The sequence below is a fragment of the Dolichospermum sp. DET69 genome (assembly GCA_017355425.1).
Lineage (GTDB): Bacteria > Cyanobacteriota > Cyanobacteriia > Cyanobacteriales > Nostocaceae > Dolichospermum.
This window is the reverse complement of sequence record CP070233.1, coordinates 4595415-4609767: the sequence shown is the minus strand read 5'-3', so window position 1 is coordinate 4609767 and position 14353 is coordinate 4595415. Positions and strand designations below refer to the sequence as shown.

At 35.9% G+C, this 14353-nt stretch carries 15 protein-coding genes; 9 read left to right on the top strand and 6 right to left on the bottom strand.

From position 1 onward, the window contains the following. The first annotated feature begins 55 nt into the window (after positions 1–55). The 3 genes from EZY12_21135 to EZY12_21125 all read left to right on the top strand — a co-directional run bounded on the left by EZY12_21135 (position 56) and on the right by EZY12_21125 (position 4832). Positions 56–709, top strand: coding sequence for an HAD family hydrolase (locus EZY12_21135; protein QSX67207.1), 654 nt, complete (start codon positions 56–58; stop codon positions 707–709). 140 nt (positions 710–849) lie between these two features. Beyond that, a complete protein-coding gene (locus tag EZY12_21130) occupies positions 850–3681 on the top strand; it encodes a pentapeptide repeat-containing protein (GenBank protein ID QSX67206.1) in 2832 nt (943 codons plus the stop codon). 338 nt (positions 3682–4019) lie between these two features. After that, positions 4020–4832, top strand: a complete 813-nt coding sequence (locus tag EZY12_21125; protein QSX67205.1) for a carbon-nitrogen hydrolase family protein — start codon at positions 4020–4022, stop codon at positions 4830–4832. A gap of 102 nt (positions 4833–4934) precedes the next feature. Here the strand turns inward: EZY12_21125 and EZY12_21120 are convergent, their stop codons facing one another. Further along, the gene (locus tag EZY12_21120) at positions 4935–5342 is read right to left on the bottom strand and encodes a universal stress protein (GenBank protein QSX67204.1); all 408 of its coding nucleotides are present in this window, start codon (positions 5340–5342) and stop codon (positions 4935–4937) included. A gap of 88 nt (positions 5343–5430) precedes the next feature. Here EZY12_21120 and EZY12_21115 point away from each other — a divergent pair, with 88 nt between their 5' ends. Continuing rightward, positions 5431–6633, top strand: a complete 1203-nt coding sequence (locus EZY12_21115; GenBank protein ID QSX67203.1) for a phosphoglycerate kinase — start codon at positions 5431–5433, stop codon at positions 6631–6633. Between the two features lie 56 nt (positions 6634–6689). Here the strand turns inward: EZY12_21115 and EZY12_21110 are convergent, their stop codons facing one another. From EZY12_21110 to EZY12_21100, 3 genes are all read right to left on the bottom strand, one after another. Continuing rightward, complete coding sequence (locus EZY12_21110) at positions 6690–7124, bottom strand: type II toxin-antitoxin system VapC family toxin (GenBank protein ID QSX67202.1); 435 nt, start codon at positions 7122–7124, stop codon at positions 6690–6692. Continuing rightward, positions 7121–7342 carry a hypothetical protein gene (locus EZY12_21105; GenBank protein ID QSX67201.1) on the bottom strand — a complete coding sequence of 74 codons (222 nt, stop codon included), beginning with the start codon at positions 7340–7342 and terminating at the stop codon, positions 7121–7123. Before EZY12_21105 ends, EZY12_21110 begins: the two co-directional genes overlap by 4 nt. A 139-nt stretch (positions 7343–7481) precedes the next feature. Beyond that, positions 7482–8663: a helix-turn-helix domain-containing protein gene (locus tag EZY12_21100; protein QSX67200.1), complete on the bottom strand. Its 1182-nt coding sequence runs from the start codon at positions 8661–8663 to the stop codon at positions 7482–7484. 159 nt (positions 8664–8822) lie between these two features. Between EZY12_21100 and EZY12_21095 the strand changes: the two genes are divergently transcribed. Both EZY12_21095 and pgk read left to right on the top strand, forming a co-directional pair. After that, a complete protein-coding gene (locus EZY12_21095) occupies positions 8823–9482 on the top strand; it encodes an exonuclease (protein ID QSX67199.1) in 660 nt (219 codons plus the stop codon). Positions 9483–9507: 25 nt separating this feature from the next. Continuing rightward, complete coding sequence (gene pgk / locus EZY12_21090) at positions 9508–9627, top strand: phosphoglycerate kinase (protein QSX70765.1); 120 nt, start codon at positions 9508–9510, stop codon at positions 9625–9627. Positions 9628–9640: 13 nt separating this feature from the next. On the opposite strand, the gene EZY12_21085 is transcribed toward pgk, so the two are convergent. Then, positions 9641–9742: a hypothetical protein gene (locus EZY12_21085; protein QSX67198.1), complete on the bottom strand. Its 102-nt coding sequence runs from the start codon at positions 9740–9742 to the stop codon at positions 9641–9643. Between the two features lie 287 nt (positions 9743–10029). On the opposite strand from EZY12_21085, the gene EZY12_21080 reads away from it, so the two are divergent. The 3 genes from EZY12_21080 to EZY12_21070 are packed head-to-tail and all read left to right on the top strand — an operon-like array spanning position 10030 to position 12152. Next, entirely contained in the window at positions 10030–11202 is a 1173-nt protein-coding gene (locus EZY12_21080; GenBank protein QSX67197.1) for an AAA family ATPase, read from the top strand. 15 nt (positions 11203–11217) lie between these two features. Then, positions 11218–11802 carry a DUF4276 family protein gene (locus tag EZY12_21075; GenBank protein ID QSX67196.1) on the top strand — a complete coding sequence of 195 codons (585 nt, stop codon included), beginning with the start codon at positions 11218–11220 and terminating at the stop codon, positions 11800–11802. Positions 11803–11852: 50 nt separating this feature from the next. Further along, the gene (locus EZY12_21070; GenBank protein QSX67195.1) at positions 11853–12152 is read left to right on the top strand and encodes a hypothetical protein; all 300 of its coding nucleotides are present in this window, start codon (positions 11853–11855) and stop codon (positions 12150–12152) included. Between the two features lie 113 nt (positions 12153–12265). On the opposite strand, the gene EZY12_21065 is transcribed toward EZY12_21070, so the two are convergent. After that, a complete protein-coding gene (locus tag EZY12_21065; protein ID QSX67194.1) occupies positions 12266–14344 on the bottom strand; it encodes a protein kinase in 2079 nt (692 codons plus the stop codon). Positions 14345–14353: the final 9 nt, after the last annotated feature.

Sequence of the window (14353 nt, the reverse complement as noted above, 5' to 3'; positions counted from 1 at the left end):
CCCCGACTTCTTTAAGAAGTCGGGGATCTGAAAACCACGATAATTTAAAATTAATATGAAAAAGCCTAAAGTTATTTTTGTTGATGCTGTTGGGACATTATTTGGTGTTAAAGGAAGTGTTGGTGAAATTTATAGTCAAATAGCCGCAGATTTTGGCGTTTCCGTTTCCCCTGAAGTTTTAAATAAAAACTTTTTTAAAAGCTTTAAAGCATCACCACCGCCAATATTTCTTGATGCAGATATCAAAGATATTCCCCAGCGTGAATATGATTGGTGGCGAATTATTGCTTTAAATACCTTTGAATGTGCCGGTGTTCTTCCAGAATTTGTCGATTTTCCGGCTTTTTTTACCGAACTTTATATCCACTTTGGTACTCCCGATCCTTGGTATGTTTATCCTGATGTCACCCTAGCTTTAATGAACTGGCGACGCTTAGGAATTGAATTAGGAGTATTATCTAATTTTGATTCCCGTCTGTATTTAGTCTTACAAGGTTTGGGACTTAGAGAATACTTTGCTTCTATTACCATTTCTACTCAAGTCCGTGCTGCTAAACCAGATCCAGAAATTTTTAAAATTGCTTTAAACAAGCATAAATGTTCCCCAGAAGACGCATGGCACATCGGTGATAGTATGATAGATGACTATCAAGGTGCTAAAGCAGCAGGAATGAGAGGCATTTGGATTAATCGTAATTCTAAAGAATAATACCGTAATTATACCGTTACTATAGGTTTGTGGTGTAAATTTTTCTTGCAAAGATTTTAGATATAGCCATATTCACAAGTGATTACTGTTAACCTAGAAATTAGATTTTTAAGTAATTTGAGTAGCGATAAAAAGTTAGTATGAAAAAATCCCTATCAAATATTTGGTATCAGTTTCGTCAATCTTTCTCAGTAGAAGAAAGTATAAATACAACCCAGGAAACTGGTAAAGCAGTTTTAGAAGCAGCAACAAGCATTAAAGAACAAGGTGCTAATTTAGAAGTTTTACAACTGTTACTGCAAAATTCATCTTCTTTATTAGATGTGTTATGTTCACCCTTAACCCAGGTAATAAATGGAGAATTATCATTTTTATCTCTGGGAATAGCTTTCCTGAAATCTTATCGTGATATTTCTCAACAAGCTCCTACTTTAGAAGACTATATATCTATTATTAGTCAAGCGGCTTACTTAGAAAGTATCCGTGATATTTTATCTTTATATCCTTCCTTAAATTATGATAATTTCGATGGAAATGCAGAATTAGTAACCATATTAGAAACCATCAATAATATTGAATTAGATGAACAAACTGCTATGCAGACAATTGAATGTTTTCAGAAATCTGAATTAGCAGGCGCATTTAATAACCTATTATCCACAAGATTAACATCCCCCTATCTTAGCAAATATCCAGCCAGACTTTTAGCAAAAAGAATTGCAGGAAATACTAATATATATATTATTAAAGCTTTGATGGATTTAGGTGATGATATCCAAACAGTGATGGAAAATTGTCGAGATAAATGGGAAACAGAACAACAGAACATTCAAAATATTCAGGAATATCTCACAAATCACATTGCTACTCAAGCATTAGATCCGGTTTTTGATCAAACTTGCTCATTTAAAGATATTTATATTCCCCTCAAAGCTAAACCTGTCAATAAATATGGGCAAATAAATATTAATGCTGAATCTTGTGATTTAGAAGCATGGGTTAAGAAAAATATCCTCGCTGAAAATAACTTGGAGAAAGTTATATTTATCCAAGGAAAAATAGGCAGAGGTAAAAGTGTTTTTTGCAAAATATTCGCAGATTGGATTAGACAACATTTACATCCTTTCTGGACACCAATTTTAATTAATGTTAAAGATATTAAAACTTTATCATCTCAGCTATCAGAAACATTAACTGCAAATTTAGATATTAGCTTTACTCGCGGTGATCATAACTGGTTAAGAAATAAAAATAATCGCTTTATTTTTATCTTTGATGGTTGGGATGAATTATCAATTGTGTCTAGAAATAGTGAGAATTTAGAGAAGTTTATCCAACAAGTTGCTGAATTTCAGCAACAATGTAAAAATGACGAAAGAATGGGACATAGAGTATTAATTACCAGTGATATTATCCCTTTATCAATTATCTCTAATTTACCCACAAATTTAGAAAGAGTAGAAATTCTGCCTTTAGATCAACAGCAACAGGAAAAATGGCTAGAAAGATGGCAATCTTTACCAGCTAATTACGGAAAAAATACAGATTTACAGGAGTTTCTAGTTAATCAAAAATGTCCGGCAATTATTCAAGAATTAATCAGTGAACCTTTATTACTTTACTTTTTAGCGGGAATGTATCGAGATGATCAACTGGTAATTGATAATTTATTAACGGATAATTCTAAAACTGCTACAGCTTTAATTTATCAAGAAGCAATAAATTGGTTAATTTCCAAATCATCACCTAATTTCCATGATCAATTACCAAATTTAAAAGATATTCTCACAGAAGCTGCTGTTGCTGTAACTCAGTCAGGTGGAGAATTTGCGGCAATATCAATGCTAAAATCTCAGCTTGAAGATGATGCAAAATTAATAAAGGATGAAATTTTCAAAACACCTTTAGCAGATTTTTATATTTATCCTGATCATGAGTCAGATAATCGGGTAAAATTTAGCCATCAAAGCTTTAGTGAATTTCTCTTTGCTGACAGTTTGAAATTAAGTCTCACTGCCTGGACACAGTATTGTAATACAGAATCTGGTAAAGAATTAATTACCAATGAATCCGAAATGAATTGGCAAATTTATGATTTGCTAGGTTTTGGGATTCTTACCAAAGAAATAGTTGAATATTTAATGGGTTTGATGATTGCTGTTCCCAATTTCCGTTGGGTACAACTATATAAACGGTTAAATGATTTTTATGTCAGTTGGTGTCAAGGTAAATTTATTGATACCGCTGAAGAAACCTTACCCCAAACCAAGCTACGAGAATTACAAAATATTGGTATTCACCAATTAGGTCAGCGTCAAGTAGATATTTATGCTGGGTTAAATGTGATGATTTTACTTTTAGCTATCCAGCGTTATGCCCAAGAAGATGAGGTACTCAAAGAGCATATAATTTTTTATCCCTCTGGTCAACCGGAAGCGAACAATTTTACCTACCAATTAAACAATATTATTCATTACAGTAATTGTTTACAGGGTGAAAATTTCCGCAATTTAGTTGGTCAATTTCTCAGTGGCGCTCATCTTCGGGGGGCAAGTCTGTTACAAATAAATTTAAGCTACGCAGATTTAACAGAAGCAGACCTCAGCCGTGCTAGTCTTTGTGGGGCAAATTTCAGCTATGCTAACCTGAACCGCGCCTATTTTATTGGTGCAGATTTGAGAAATGCAGATTTTACCTCCGCGAATTTAGGAGAAACTTACCTGAGTGGTGCAAATCTTAGCCGTGCTAACCTATCTGGTGCAAACCTCAAAGATGTAGATTTGAGTCGCGCTAATCTGTGCGGTGCGGATTTGCGCGGTGCAAACTTTGATGGTGCGAACTTTATGGGTGCTATCTTTAGTGATCATACCTTTGGTGATATCCGCTGGGATGAAAAAACTAATTGGCAAAATGTGGAAGGTTTAGAAATGGCGAAAAATCTGCCATTAGCTTTGAAAAAAAGATTTTTGTAAAAATATGACCATTGACTGGGCGTAGGGCGTGCCTCCTGACCATTGACTGGGCGCAGGCCCTGCGCCCCTACTTACAGCGATTTCCAATCATATAAGGTACATCTTAGCCCCCTCATCGCTTGCGGGGAGGGGGTTGGGGGTGGGGTTCTTGTTCCAGGTTTGATGACAATTTGCTGTAGGTAAGTGCTATAGACGTTAATTGAGACACGAAATGTTCCTAAAAAACCATCCACAAAAAGACTCTTAACTCTGTTCCCCGTTCCGTGTTCCCTGTTCCCTCCGATAACGATATATTTAATTATCTACATTGTCTAAATTTACCGTTTGTTCTGGAATCTATGAAGTCTTATTTAGCTGCCGCTATTCAAATGACCAGTGTGCCTGATTTGCAAAAAAATTTGGTACAAGCAGAAGAATTAATTGATTTGGCCGTGCGTCAGGGTGCGGAGTTGGTGGGTTTGCCAGAAAATTTTTCTTTTATGGGGGAAGAAAAAGATAAACTAGCACAAGGAAATGAGATTGCCGCAGCAACGGAAACATTTCTTCATAAAATGGCACAACGCTTTCAAATTACCATTCTTGGCGGCGGCTTTCCTATCCCTGTAGATAGTAGCGGTAAGGTTCATAATACAGCATTGCTCATAGGTGCTAACGGTCAAGAACTCGCCCGTTACCAAAAAGTGCATTTATTTGATGTCAATGTCCCTGATGGTAATACCTATCAGGAATCAAGTACCGTCATGCCTGGACTTGAATTACCTGCTGTTTATGCTTCCCCTGACTTGGGGAAAATTGGCCTTTCTATTTGCTATGATGTCCGCTTTCCTGAACTCTACCGCCATTTATCCAGTCAGGGCGCAGATATTTTATTTGTTCCCGCCGCTTTTACAGCCTTTACTGGTAAAGACCATTGGCAGGTATTACTACAATCCAGAGCAATAGAAAATACCTGTTATGTGATTGCTCCCGCTCAAACTGGGACTAATTATGACCGTCGCCAAACTCATGGACACGCTATGATTATTGACCCTTGGGGTGTCATTTTAGCAGACGCTGGCGAAAAACCAGGAGTAGCGATCGCCGAAATTAAACCTACCAGACTAGAACAAGTCCGTCGGCAAATGCCATCCCTACAGCATCGGGTATTCTAGACAATAGACATCTTGTGAAAAAGAATGTAGAGACGTGACCTGAAACGTCTCTACAAGGGTTCAGAAAGACGCGGATTTAATTTTCACCAGATGTCTATTAAATTAAGGAACAACCAAAACAGGACAAGGGGAAAGGTTAATCACCCGTGTAGTCACGCTATCCGTTGAACCTTCGTCAGTTAAGCCTAGTCCCCGACAGCCCATAATAATTAAATCAGCCCCAACTTCATCAGCCACATCACAGATAGTAAAGGCTGGTTTACCTTGTCTTTCTAGTAATTCCGCGATGATTCCTTGTCCAGAAAATAAAGCCTGGGCATTTTCTAAAAGTTTGGCAACTGCTTCTGGAGACACCATAGGACTGGTAGCAGGTGCTTCTAAGTCTGGCTCTTCAACAACCGAAAGCAGAATTAAGCGACTGCCATAGGTTTGCACAATATTGGCAACTATATCAGCGGCCTCTCTGGCTTCTCGACTTTGATCAATGGGAAATAGAACTGTTTTAAACATATTTCACCTCTGCACGCCTCACTCCAGTAAAATCTTGATAGTCATATTTTGAAAACAATAACAAAAAAGTAATCAGGAGAGTTTGGCTGTGTCTAAAAAAAGTTTAGCAAGTTTATCTGCGGCTGAGATATCTGGAAAACGCGCTTTAGTGCGGGTTGATTTTAACGTCCCTGTGGATGATCAAGGCAACATTACTGATGATACCCGGATTCGGGCTGCGCTGCCAACTATCCAGGATTTGACTCAAAAGGGCGCTAAGGTCATTTTAGCAAGTCATTTCGGCCGTCCCAAGGGTGTAGATGAAAAATTACGTCTAACACCTGTTGCTAAACGCCTTTCTGAATTGTTGAAACAAGAAGTTGTCAAAACTGATGACTGTATTGGTGATGATGTAGCTGCTAAGGTTGCGGCTTTACAAAATGGTCAAGTGCTGTTGTTGGAAAATGTCCGCTTCTACCCAGAAGAAGAAAAAAACGAGCCTGAATTTGCCAAGAAATTAGCTGCAAATGCTGATTTTTATGTAAATGATGCTTTTGGCACTGCTCACCGCGCCCACGCTTCAACTGAGGGTGTAACTAAGTTCTTAAGTCCTTCTGTAGCTGGTTATTTGGTGGAAAAGGAATTGCAATACTTACAAAGTGCAATTGAAAGTCCCCAACGTCCTTTGGTGGCTATTATCGGCGGTTCTAAGGTTTCTAGCAAAATTGGAGTTATTGAAACTCTGTTGGAAAAGTGCGATAAGTTGATCATTGGTGGGGGGATGATTTTCACCTTCTATAAAGCCCGTGGTTTGAGTGTTGGTAAGTCTTTGGTAGAAGAAGATAAGCTGGAATTAGCGAAGGCGTTAGAAGCTAAGGCTAAAGAACGCGGTGTAGCTTTATTGTTACCTACAGATATTGTTTCTGCTGATAAGTTTTCTCCTGATGCTAATGCTACTACTGTCAGCATTGAAAATATCCCTGCCGATGGGATGGGTTTAGATATTGGACCTGATTCTATTAAAGTTTTCCAAGCTGCTTTGGCTGATTGTAAAACTGTGATTTGGAATGGGCCTATGGGTGTGTTTGAGTTTGATAAGTTTGCGGCAGGTACAGAAGCGATCGCACATACTCTAGCAGATATCAGCAAAACTGGTGCAATTACCATTATCGGTGGTGGTGACTCTGTAGCGGCTGTGGAAAAGGTTGGTTTGGCTGATCAAATGAGCCATATTTCTACTGGTGGTGGTGCTAGTTTGGAGTTGTTGGAAGGTAAGATTTTACCTGGTATTGCAGCTTTGGATGAAGCATAATTAATAGGATGAAGGATGAGGCTTTTGGGCTTTGTCCTTCATTTTCAAGAATTAACTTAAATCCAATCTTTAATAAGTTGAATATTTGGAATATGCCGATAAATAGCATTGTACAACTTTGCATCAGCAGTAATAAATTTACAGTTCTCTCTGATACTTAAAACTACGTAAAGGCTATCATAGACGGTTCTTTGATAATTGACTGCAAACTGATAGGCATCTTTTAATAATTCATCAGCAGGAAATATTTTTAATTGTATTTGCTGAAATAAATCAAGTATCATTTCAGCTTCCTGATTTGTTAAACCTTGAAATCGCTGTATTTTCCAAACAATATTACCAATTTCTGCATAAATCAAGTCTGGTGCAATCAAGGTAATTTGTTGTGATTGATAAGCATCAAGGATTTTATTTGCTTCTAATGAATAATCTTGAGCAATAAACCATTTAATGACTACACTACTATCAATGACGATTTTATCTGTGATCATCTGTCTCTATCTTCTCGCAATAATTCTGTTAAATCAGAAAATTCTCCATATTTTTGCTTTAAGTTTTCTTGCAAGATATGTATTTTTTTAACAAGTTCAGACTTTTCTATTTTGTGATGTTTAGGAAGATTGATTTGATTAATTTTTTCATCAACAAGTCTATTAATTAAGGATTCTAAATCCTGTAAAGTCATTTCGGTAATAGATTGGTTTAGCATTTTTGATCAACCTCCAGTGGTAATACAAGGGTTTTCTTAACTACAATTTATATACTATATCAATAGTTTACTCACTCAACTGAGCTTTATTATAGCATACATCTTTACTAAGATGATAACTTGGCAGAAATGAAACATTTTATTCTTGATATTTGAATGGGTGTTTTTCTATTTCTTCGATGGGTAGGAGTAGGGTTTCTTCGATATAAGAGCGAACTTCTGGGGAAGTAAGATATAAGGAATATGTAATTAATAAATTAGCATCATAGTAATCTCTGAGCATATTAATATCTTTATACGTTAATTTCCATTCTTCTTGTAAATTGCGATTTTCATAAAAAATCAAGCTCTCACTTAATTTTGAAGATTTGACTTCTGATTTGTGACTACGAATGCCTGAAATACAAATGTTACTATTTTCTTGATATTGACTTAAATCTCCAATTATTAAGTCTTTAAATTCATCTAATGTAAATGTAACTTTAGATATTATGCTATTACCCATATCTAAATAGATGAATTTTATTTCATCAAAACCTTCATTCTCAATTAAGTTGTTTATTTGCTCAAAAGATAATGATGATATAACTATTTCAAATTGCAAATTACATATTTTATCATTCAAAACATTTGTCTTCAAAAAACTTAGCATCTCAAGATAGTTATTATAAACATCCAATATATGTTTATCTATGAAATTAGGTAATAAAGGATAAATATCCTGGATTACAGAATTTAAAAGTTGTGGAATACCTATTTTTAGATTCTGTAATTTGATTTTAAATTGTTCCAGCATTGTCATGAAATTTTCTACTGGTGGAATTTGAAAATAATCTTTTAACTTTAACCTTACCCAATCTTCTACAGATTGGATATTTTGAGATGTTGTTCCTACATTAAGTTTTAAATAATCTAAACCTTGAATTTTAAACCAATTTTCAGCCAAGGTTGTTTTACCAATACCACCCTCAGCTTTAATCAGAATAACTTTTTTACCCTCATTAACTAGGTTGTTGATACTTGCTATATCTTCCTCACGTCCTAAAAAATTAGGATCTTTAAATATAGTATTTTCAATTTCCTCTATTTCAGTTTCGTTTGCTGGTACATCAACAATATCTTGCCAGTCTAAACCTAGTTTTGTGCAAATTTCCTCAAAATTCAAGCGTTCAATTGGTATCTGACGAAAGAAATTAGTAACAGTTGAACGAGAAAAGCCTAAATCTCTAGCTAAGGCTGTTTGATTTAAGCTATTACTTCGCAAAGCTTTTTTTGCTTTCTCTATACCTTTTATAGATGCAGTAAGCGATCGCCCAGTCATATTTTAACCACAGAACTTGTAATTATTGTAACCGCATTATTATCAAAAGTCATACACTCTCATACACAAAGTCATACACCCTAGACAACTTACTCAGACGCTATCTCAGACACCAACCCTCGAAGCTAGTTGATGTAGTCACTCAATACGCACAAAGCTATGAAATCTACCTACATCAACAGTCAATGCTACTACCGAGGTAATAACGGCGTTCTCCTTCCTGCTGTCACTACAGTTCTTAAAGCCACACAAACCCAAGAGTCTCGAAATGGACTTTACTATTGGCGGAAAAAAGTTGGAGATGCAGAAGCAAATCGTGTTGCTAATAGTAGTCGTAGTCGGGGAAATGCTTTACACAAAATGATTCAGCACCATTTCCAAACTCACTCACAGCAACCTATAAACAACTTTATTCAACCTTATTGGGATAGCATTCAACCTTTATTTAAACATATTAGCGATGTGCAACTGGTTGAGCAAGTTGTACCTAATTATGTGGAAACTTACGCTGGTAAAGTTGATTTTGTGGCGCGTTATCAAGGTATTCCCCACGTCATTGAATGGACAACAGCCGAAGAACCAAAGGAGAAACTAGAAAAGCTTTATGATAAACCTTTACAACTAACTGCTTATTGCGGCGCAATTAATAGACACTATTACACCAATCTATTTGGCGATAAAATTAATCATGCTTTAATTGTTGTGGCTTTACCTGACCAAGAAGCAGAAGTTTTTCAGTTTGATCGCACAAAGTTAGTTTATCACTGGAATCAATGGTTGAATCGGCTGCAAAACTTCCAATGTGTAGCTGCGGCGTGATGCGATCTCGAAGTGATCCGTAGGAATCGCTCATACTTTAGCAAACATTAGCAAAAACGGCGCAATTACCATTATCGGTGGTGGTGACTCTGTAGCGGCTGTGGAAAAGGTAGGTTTGGCTAGAAAAATAATTATTACTAATTAAACCATGAGCCATTCTATTTCTGAGAGATAATCGTAGCATGAATTTTCTCTAAATTCAGCGATCGCAACTCCTCCAGAATTTGCTCTGGTGTAAATTCTTGCAGGTAATAATCCATTACATCGTCAATACTAATACAATGCCCTTTGATACGGATATTATCTGGGTCTAAAAATTAAAAATAGTCTTCTAGCTGCATACTTTTACTTTTATACAGCCTTTTCATTATATCTTATCTACAAGGGCTTGTTAATGGGATGCGGTACTTATATAATTAATAACAATCTCAGTAGTGTAGTATTTAGATCCCCGACTTCTTTAAGAAGTCGGGGATCTGGATATTCACAAATAATTTAAAATAGTAGATAGTTTTAGCAGTACCAGAATTATACAAGTGATGATGTAATGGCAAGAATTGAAGAAATTTCCGTCAAAAACTATAGGGTTTTGCAAAATATTACCCTCAAAGATATTAAACCTTTCTCAGTCTTCCTTGGACCTAATGGTAGTGGCAAGACTACGTTTTTTGATGTAATAGGTTTTCTTTCCGATTGTATCACTACCAATGTGAGAAAAGCCTTAGAAAAACGAGGAAGATTTCCAGAAGTTATCTCTCGTGAGAGTGAAAGTCAAGAAATTGAAATTGTAATTAAGTATCGTGAAAATAAACAATCTCCTATTATTAATTATACAGTTGCTATTGCTTTACAAAATGGAGTGCCAATAGTATCAAGAGAAACTCTGAGATTGGGGCGAGATATTCATGGCAAACCCTTTTATTATTTGAAGTTTGAGAATGGTGGAGGTGAAGTCATTAGTGGGGAGAATCCAGAAATAAATGACAGCAAAATTCATTATCAAATGGATGATCCTAGTTCTCTTGCTATTAAAACTATTGGGCAACTATCAGATAACCCGCGCATTGCTAGTTTACGACGTTTTATTGAAGGATGGTTTCTCTCTTATTTTATCCCAGATCAAGCCCGTCAATTAACCACTGCTGGTGCAATGGAACATCTCTCTCGTGAAGGAGACAATATTGCCAATGTAGTTCAATACCTTGCTGATGAATATCCAGAAACTTTATCTAGTATTTTGAAGTTATTAGCCAGCCGTGTTCCTCAATTAGAAAAAGTAGAAGCTCAACCAACAATTGATGGTAGACTGGCTCTTTTATTTAAAGATAAACCTTTCAATAATCCATTTTTAGCCAGATTTTCTTCAGATGGAACACTAAAGTTATTAGCATATTTGATATTATTAAATGATCCAAATCCTCCCCAATTACTTTGTATTGAAGAACCAGAAAATGGTCTGCACCACAAACTGCTTGATTCATTAAGTGAAGAGTTACAGGCTTATGCACAACGCGCACAGGTATTTGTTTCTACTCACTCACCATTTTTTGTTAATACCATTAAAGATGCTAAACAACTATGGATTTTTCAACGTGATGATAATGGCTATGTAACTGTTACCAGGGCTGACCAAATCCCTAATGCTAAACATTTTATAGAATCCGAAGCAGGTTTAGGTGATCTCTGGTCTGAAGGATATCTAAGAGGATTACCCTATTAATTATAATTACTGATTATGCACATACATTTTTTAGTAGAAGAATCTTCCACTGAAATTGCTTTAAAGTTTATTGTTCCTAAAATTATAGGTAATATTCATACTTTTGAAATACACAATTTTGGCAATAAAAATAACCTTTTAAAAAAATTACCTGAACGGATGAAAGCTTATGCTAATTTTATACCTGATGATTGGCGAATTGTAATTTTAGTAGACGAAGATAGAGCAAATTGTTTAGAATTAAAAAACAAACTCTGTGATGCTAGTAGTGTTGTAACTGAAAAAAAAGGAAATATTGTTCTTCATAGAATTGTTGTAGAAGAACTTGAATCTTGGTTTATAGGTGATGTGGCAGCAATTAGGGCTGAATATGAAAAGATTCCTGCTTCTTTACCTCAGCAAGCCAAATTTCGTGATCCAGATGCGATCAAAGGTGGTACGTGGGAAGAATTAGATAAAATCCTCAAAAAGTATGGCTATGAAACAGGGTTACAAAAAATGAACTTTGCTCAAAAAGTATCTCCTCATATGGATGTTGAAAACAACCAATCTAGAAGTTTTCAAGTTTTTCGTGATGGATTAAGAAAAATTATCAACTAATGACATCTTATTAAAGAAATTGACCTTGAAAAACCGTTTAATGATAAATTATGAAAATAGAAAGTATCCGTCTAAAAAACTTCAAAGCCTTCAAAGAAGTTTTTATGCTAGAAGAACCATCGGCAAAAGCCATGATTGAAGGTATTTTACCAAAAATAACTCTTGTACCTGAATACCAGAAAATAAACGGTTCACGAATGATAGCACCTTACTTGAACCTTGAAAATACACGCTCTCTAAGTTTTTATAAAAGTTATTCATTAGGTATCGATCATATTTTATTAGAAATGGGCAAAATCGGTATAACAACCATTATCGGTAGTGGCGCTAAGATAAGTTGGCTATTTTGAAAATTTAGAAGAAAAGGTGGCACAACGGACAACAGAACTCCAAAAATCAAAAGAACAGGCAGAAGTTGCCAACAAGAAGAAAAAGAAAGAAGAAAAAGAAAGAAGAAAGTTTTTTAATTACTCTCAGGTGTGGGTGTTTCCGTTGGAGTTGGTTCTTGCGTTGGTGTTTCTATGGGGGTTTCTGTAGGTTCTGGTTCTGGAGGATTTTCTGCTGTTACAGTCAGTTGATAATCAACAGGTTCTGAGGCTGTGGAAACAATGACAAATTCATAGAATCCTTTTTCTGGTAATGTTTTGGATATAGTCCGTTCTTGAGAATCTTCTAAAAATCGGATTTTCCCAGAAGGAGAATAAATTGATAATAAAACTTGGGAATTTGCTTCTAACTTAACTTCCATATTCTGATCTTTGGCTAGTTCAGCAATAAAAACTTTACCTTTTCCTGGTTGCAGACTTCCACTCACTGTTTTACCTGTAGCACCTTCAGCAAAAACAATTTTTGCAAATGCGTTTTTAGTAAAAATAGCGTTAAGTTGATCATTGACAAATGCGTACCAAACTTGTCCAATAGGTTGTTTAATAAAACTTTTATCCTTTTGTTCAGGAAATTCATTAAAAAAAGCGGCATCAGCTAAATCAGATAAAGAACGACTCCCAACGTTAATTTTATTGATTTGGGCTTTCCAGTTATCGAGTATGAATGAATCATAATTCCCCAGTTGACGACGGGAATTAGAAGTGATTTTTGACAGCTTTTCTAGGACTTCGGCGGCGGTTTTATCCCATTCTGATCTTAAACTTTCATCTTCTGGATTATTACTGAGGGTGCGCCCTTTTAAACTAGGATCTTTTTCTCTAAATATTTGATTTACCAGCGCAATATAAAATTTATAATTTATACCCAATTCTTCACGGCGATCTTGCAATTTTTGTTTGCGTTGTATTTCCTCTAGTGAAAACTTAACTTCGGGTTTTGCGGCTTCCGGGGGATTGGGACTAGATATAATTGTCGCATTACTTCCCTGTAAATTATGATGAGGGGTTTTGAATTTCCACCAACAATAACTCCCAATAGTCAATACAATGACGAGGATAAAAACATTTCTTCCTGTCCAAATACCTGGTTGGGGAAGAGAGGGAATCATCACAGGTTCGGGAACTGGAATTTTCGGGGGAGAAATAGCGACAGTTGCAGATGTGGGAGGTTGAGTTTGCTGATAGCTAATAGGTTGGGGATTAAGGGCTTGGAGAACTTGACGAACTGTTTGATAGCGATTGCCAGCAATTGGTGATAACATTTTATCTATTATTTGTCCGAATGCGGAACTTAGTTTTACTTCCCGCCGCCATTGCCAAGTCAGATTATAAGTATCAATTAATTGTTGAGGTTGTTTACCTGTCAGTAAAACTAACATTGTCACAGCTAAAGCATATAAGTCACTGTGGGTAGACACCATACCTGTTTGCATTTGTTCTGGGGGTGCAAATCCTATTTTTCCCAACAAAGTGCCATTGGTAGGAGATGCATTTGCCCCTGTTTGGTAATATTGAGAAGCAACAGTTGCGGCTACTTGTTTAACACCCCCAAAATCAATTAACACAGGTAATTGATCACTATTACGCAGCATTAAATTATCAGGAGAAATATCACGATGAATAACACCAAGGGAATGAATATATTCTAAAACTGGTAAAAGTTGCTGTAATAATTGGCGGATTTCTGCTTCTGTAAATTTTAAACCCCGTTGTTTACGACTATTTAATAAAGAATTATAAGTTTCACCATTTACATAATCTTGGACTAAAAAAAGACTTTCTTTCCCTTGTAAATTGATGCGTAACAGTTCCCGAAACCGAGGAATTTGAGGATGTTGCAATTTATAAAGAACACTTGCTTCTCGCTGAAATAGTTCCTCCGCTTTTTTCACAACATAAGGAGTTTGTACTTGGGGAGAGAATTCTTTTAAAACACAATTTTCTCGAAAGCGGTTAATATCTTCCGCTAAATAAGTCGTGCCAAATCCTCCTTGGCCAATTTGACGGATAATAACATAGCGATCGCCTAAAACTTGTCCCGCTTGAATACCCTGATTTACAGATGTCGGTACATTGGCAATTTTCTCCCCACATTGAAGACAAAACCTACTACCAGACGGATTTTGATGCCTTTGAGAACAATAAAGATTAGTCATTTGTCATTT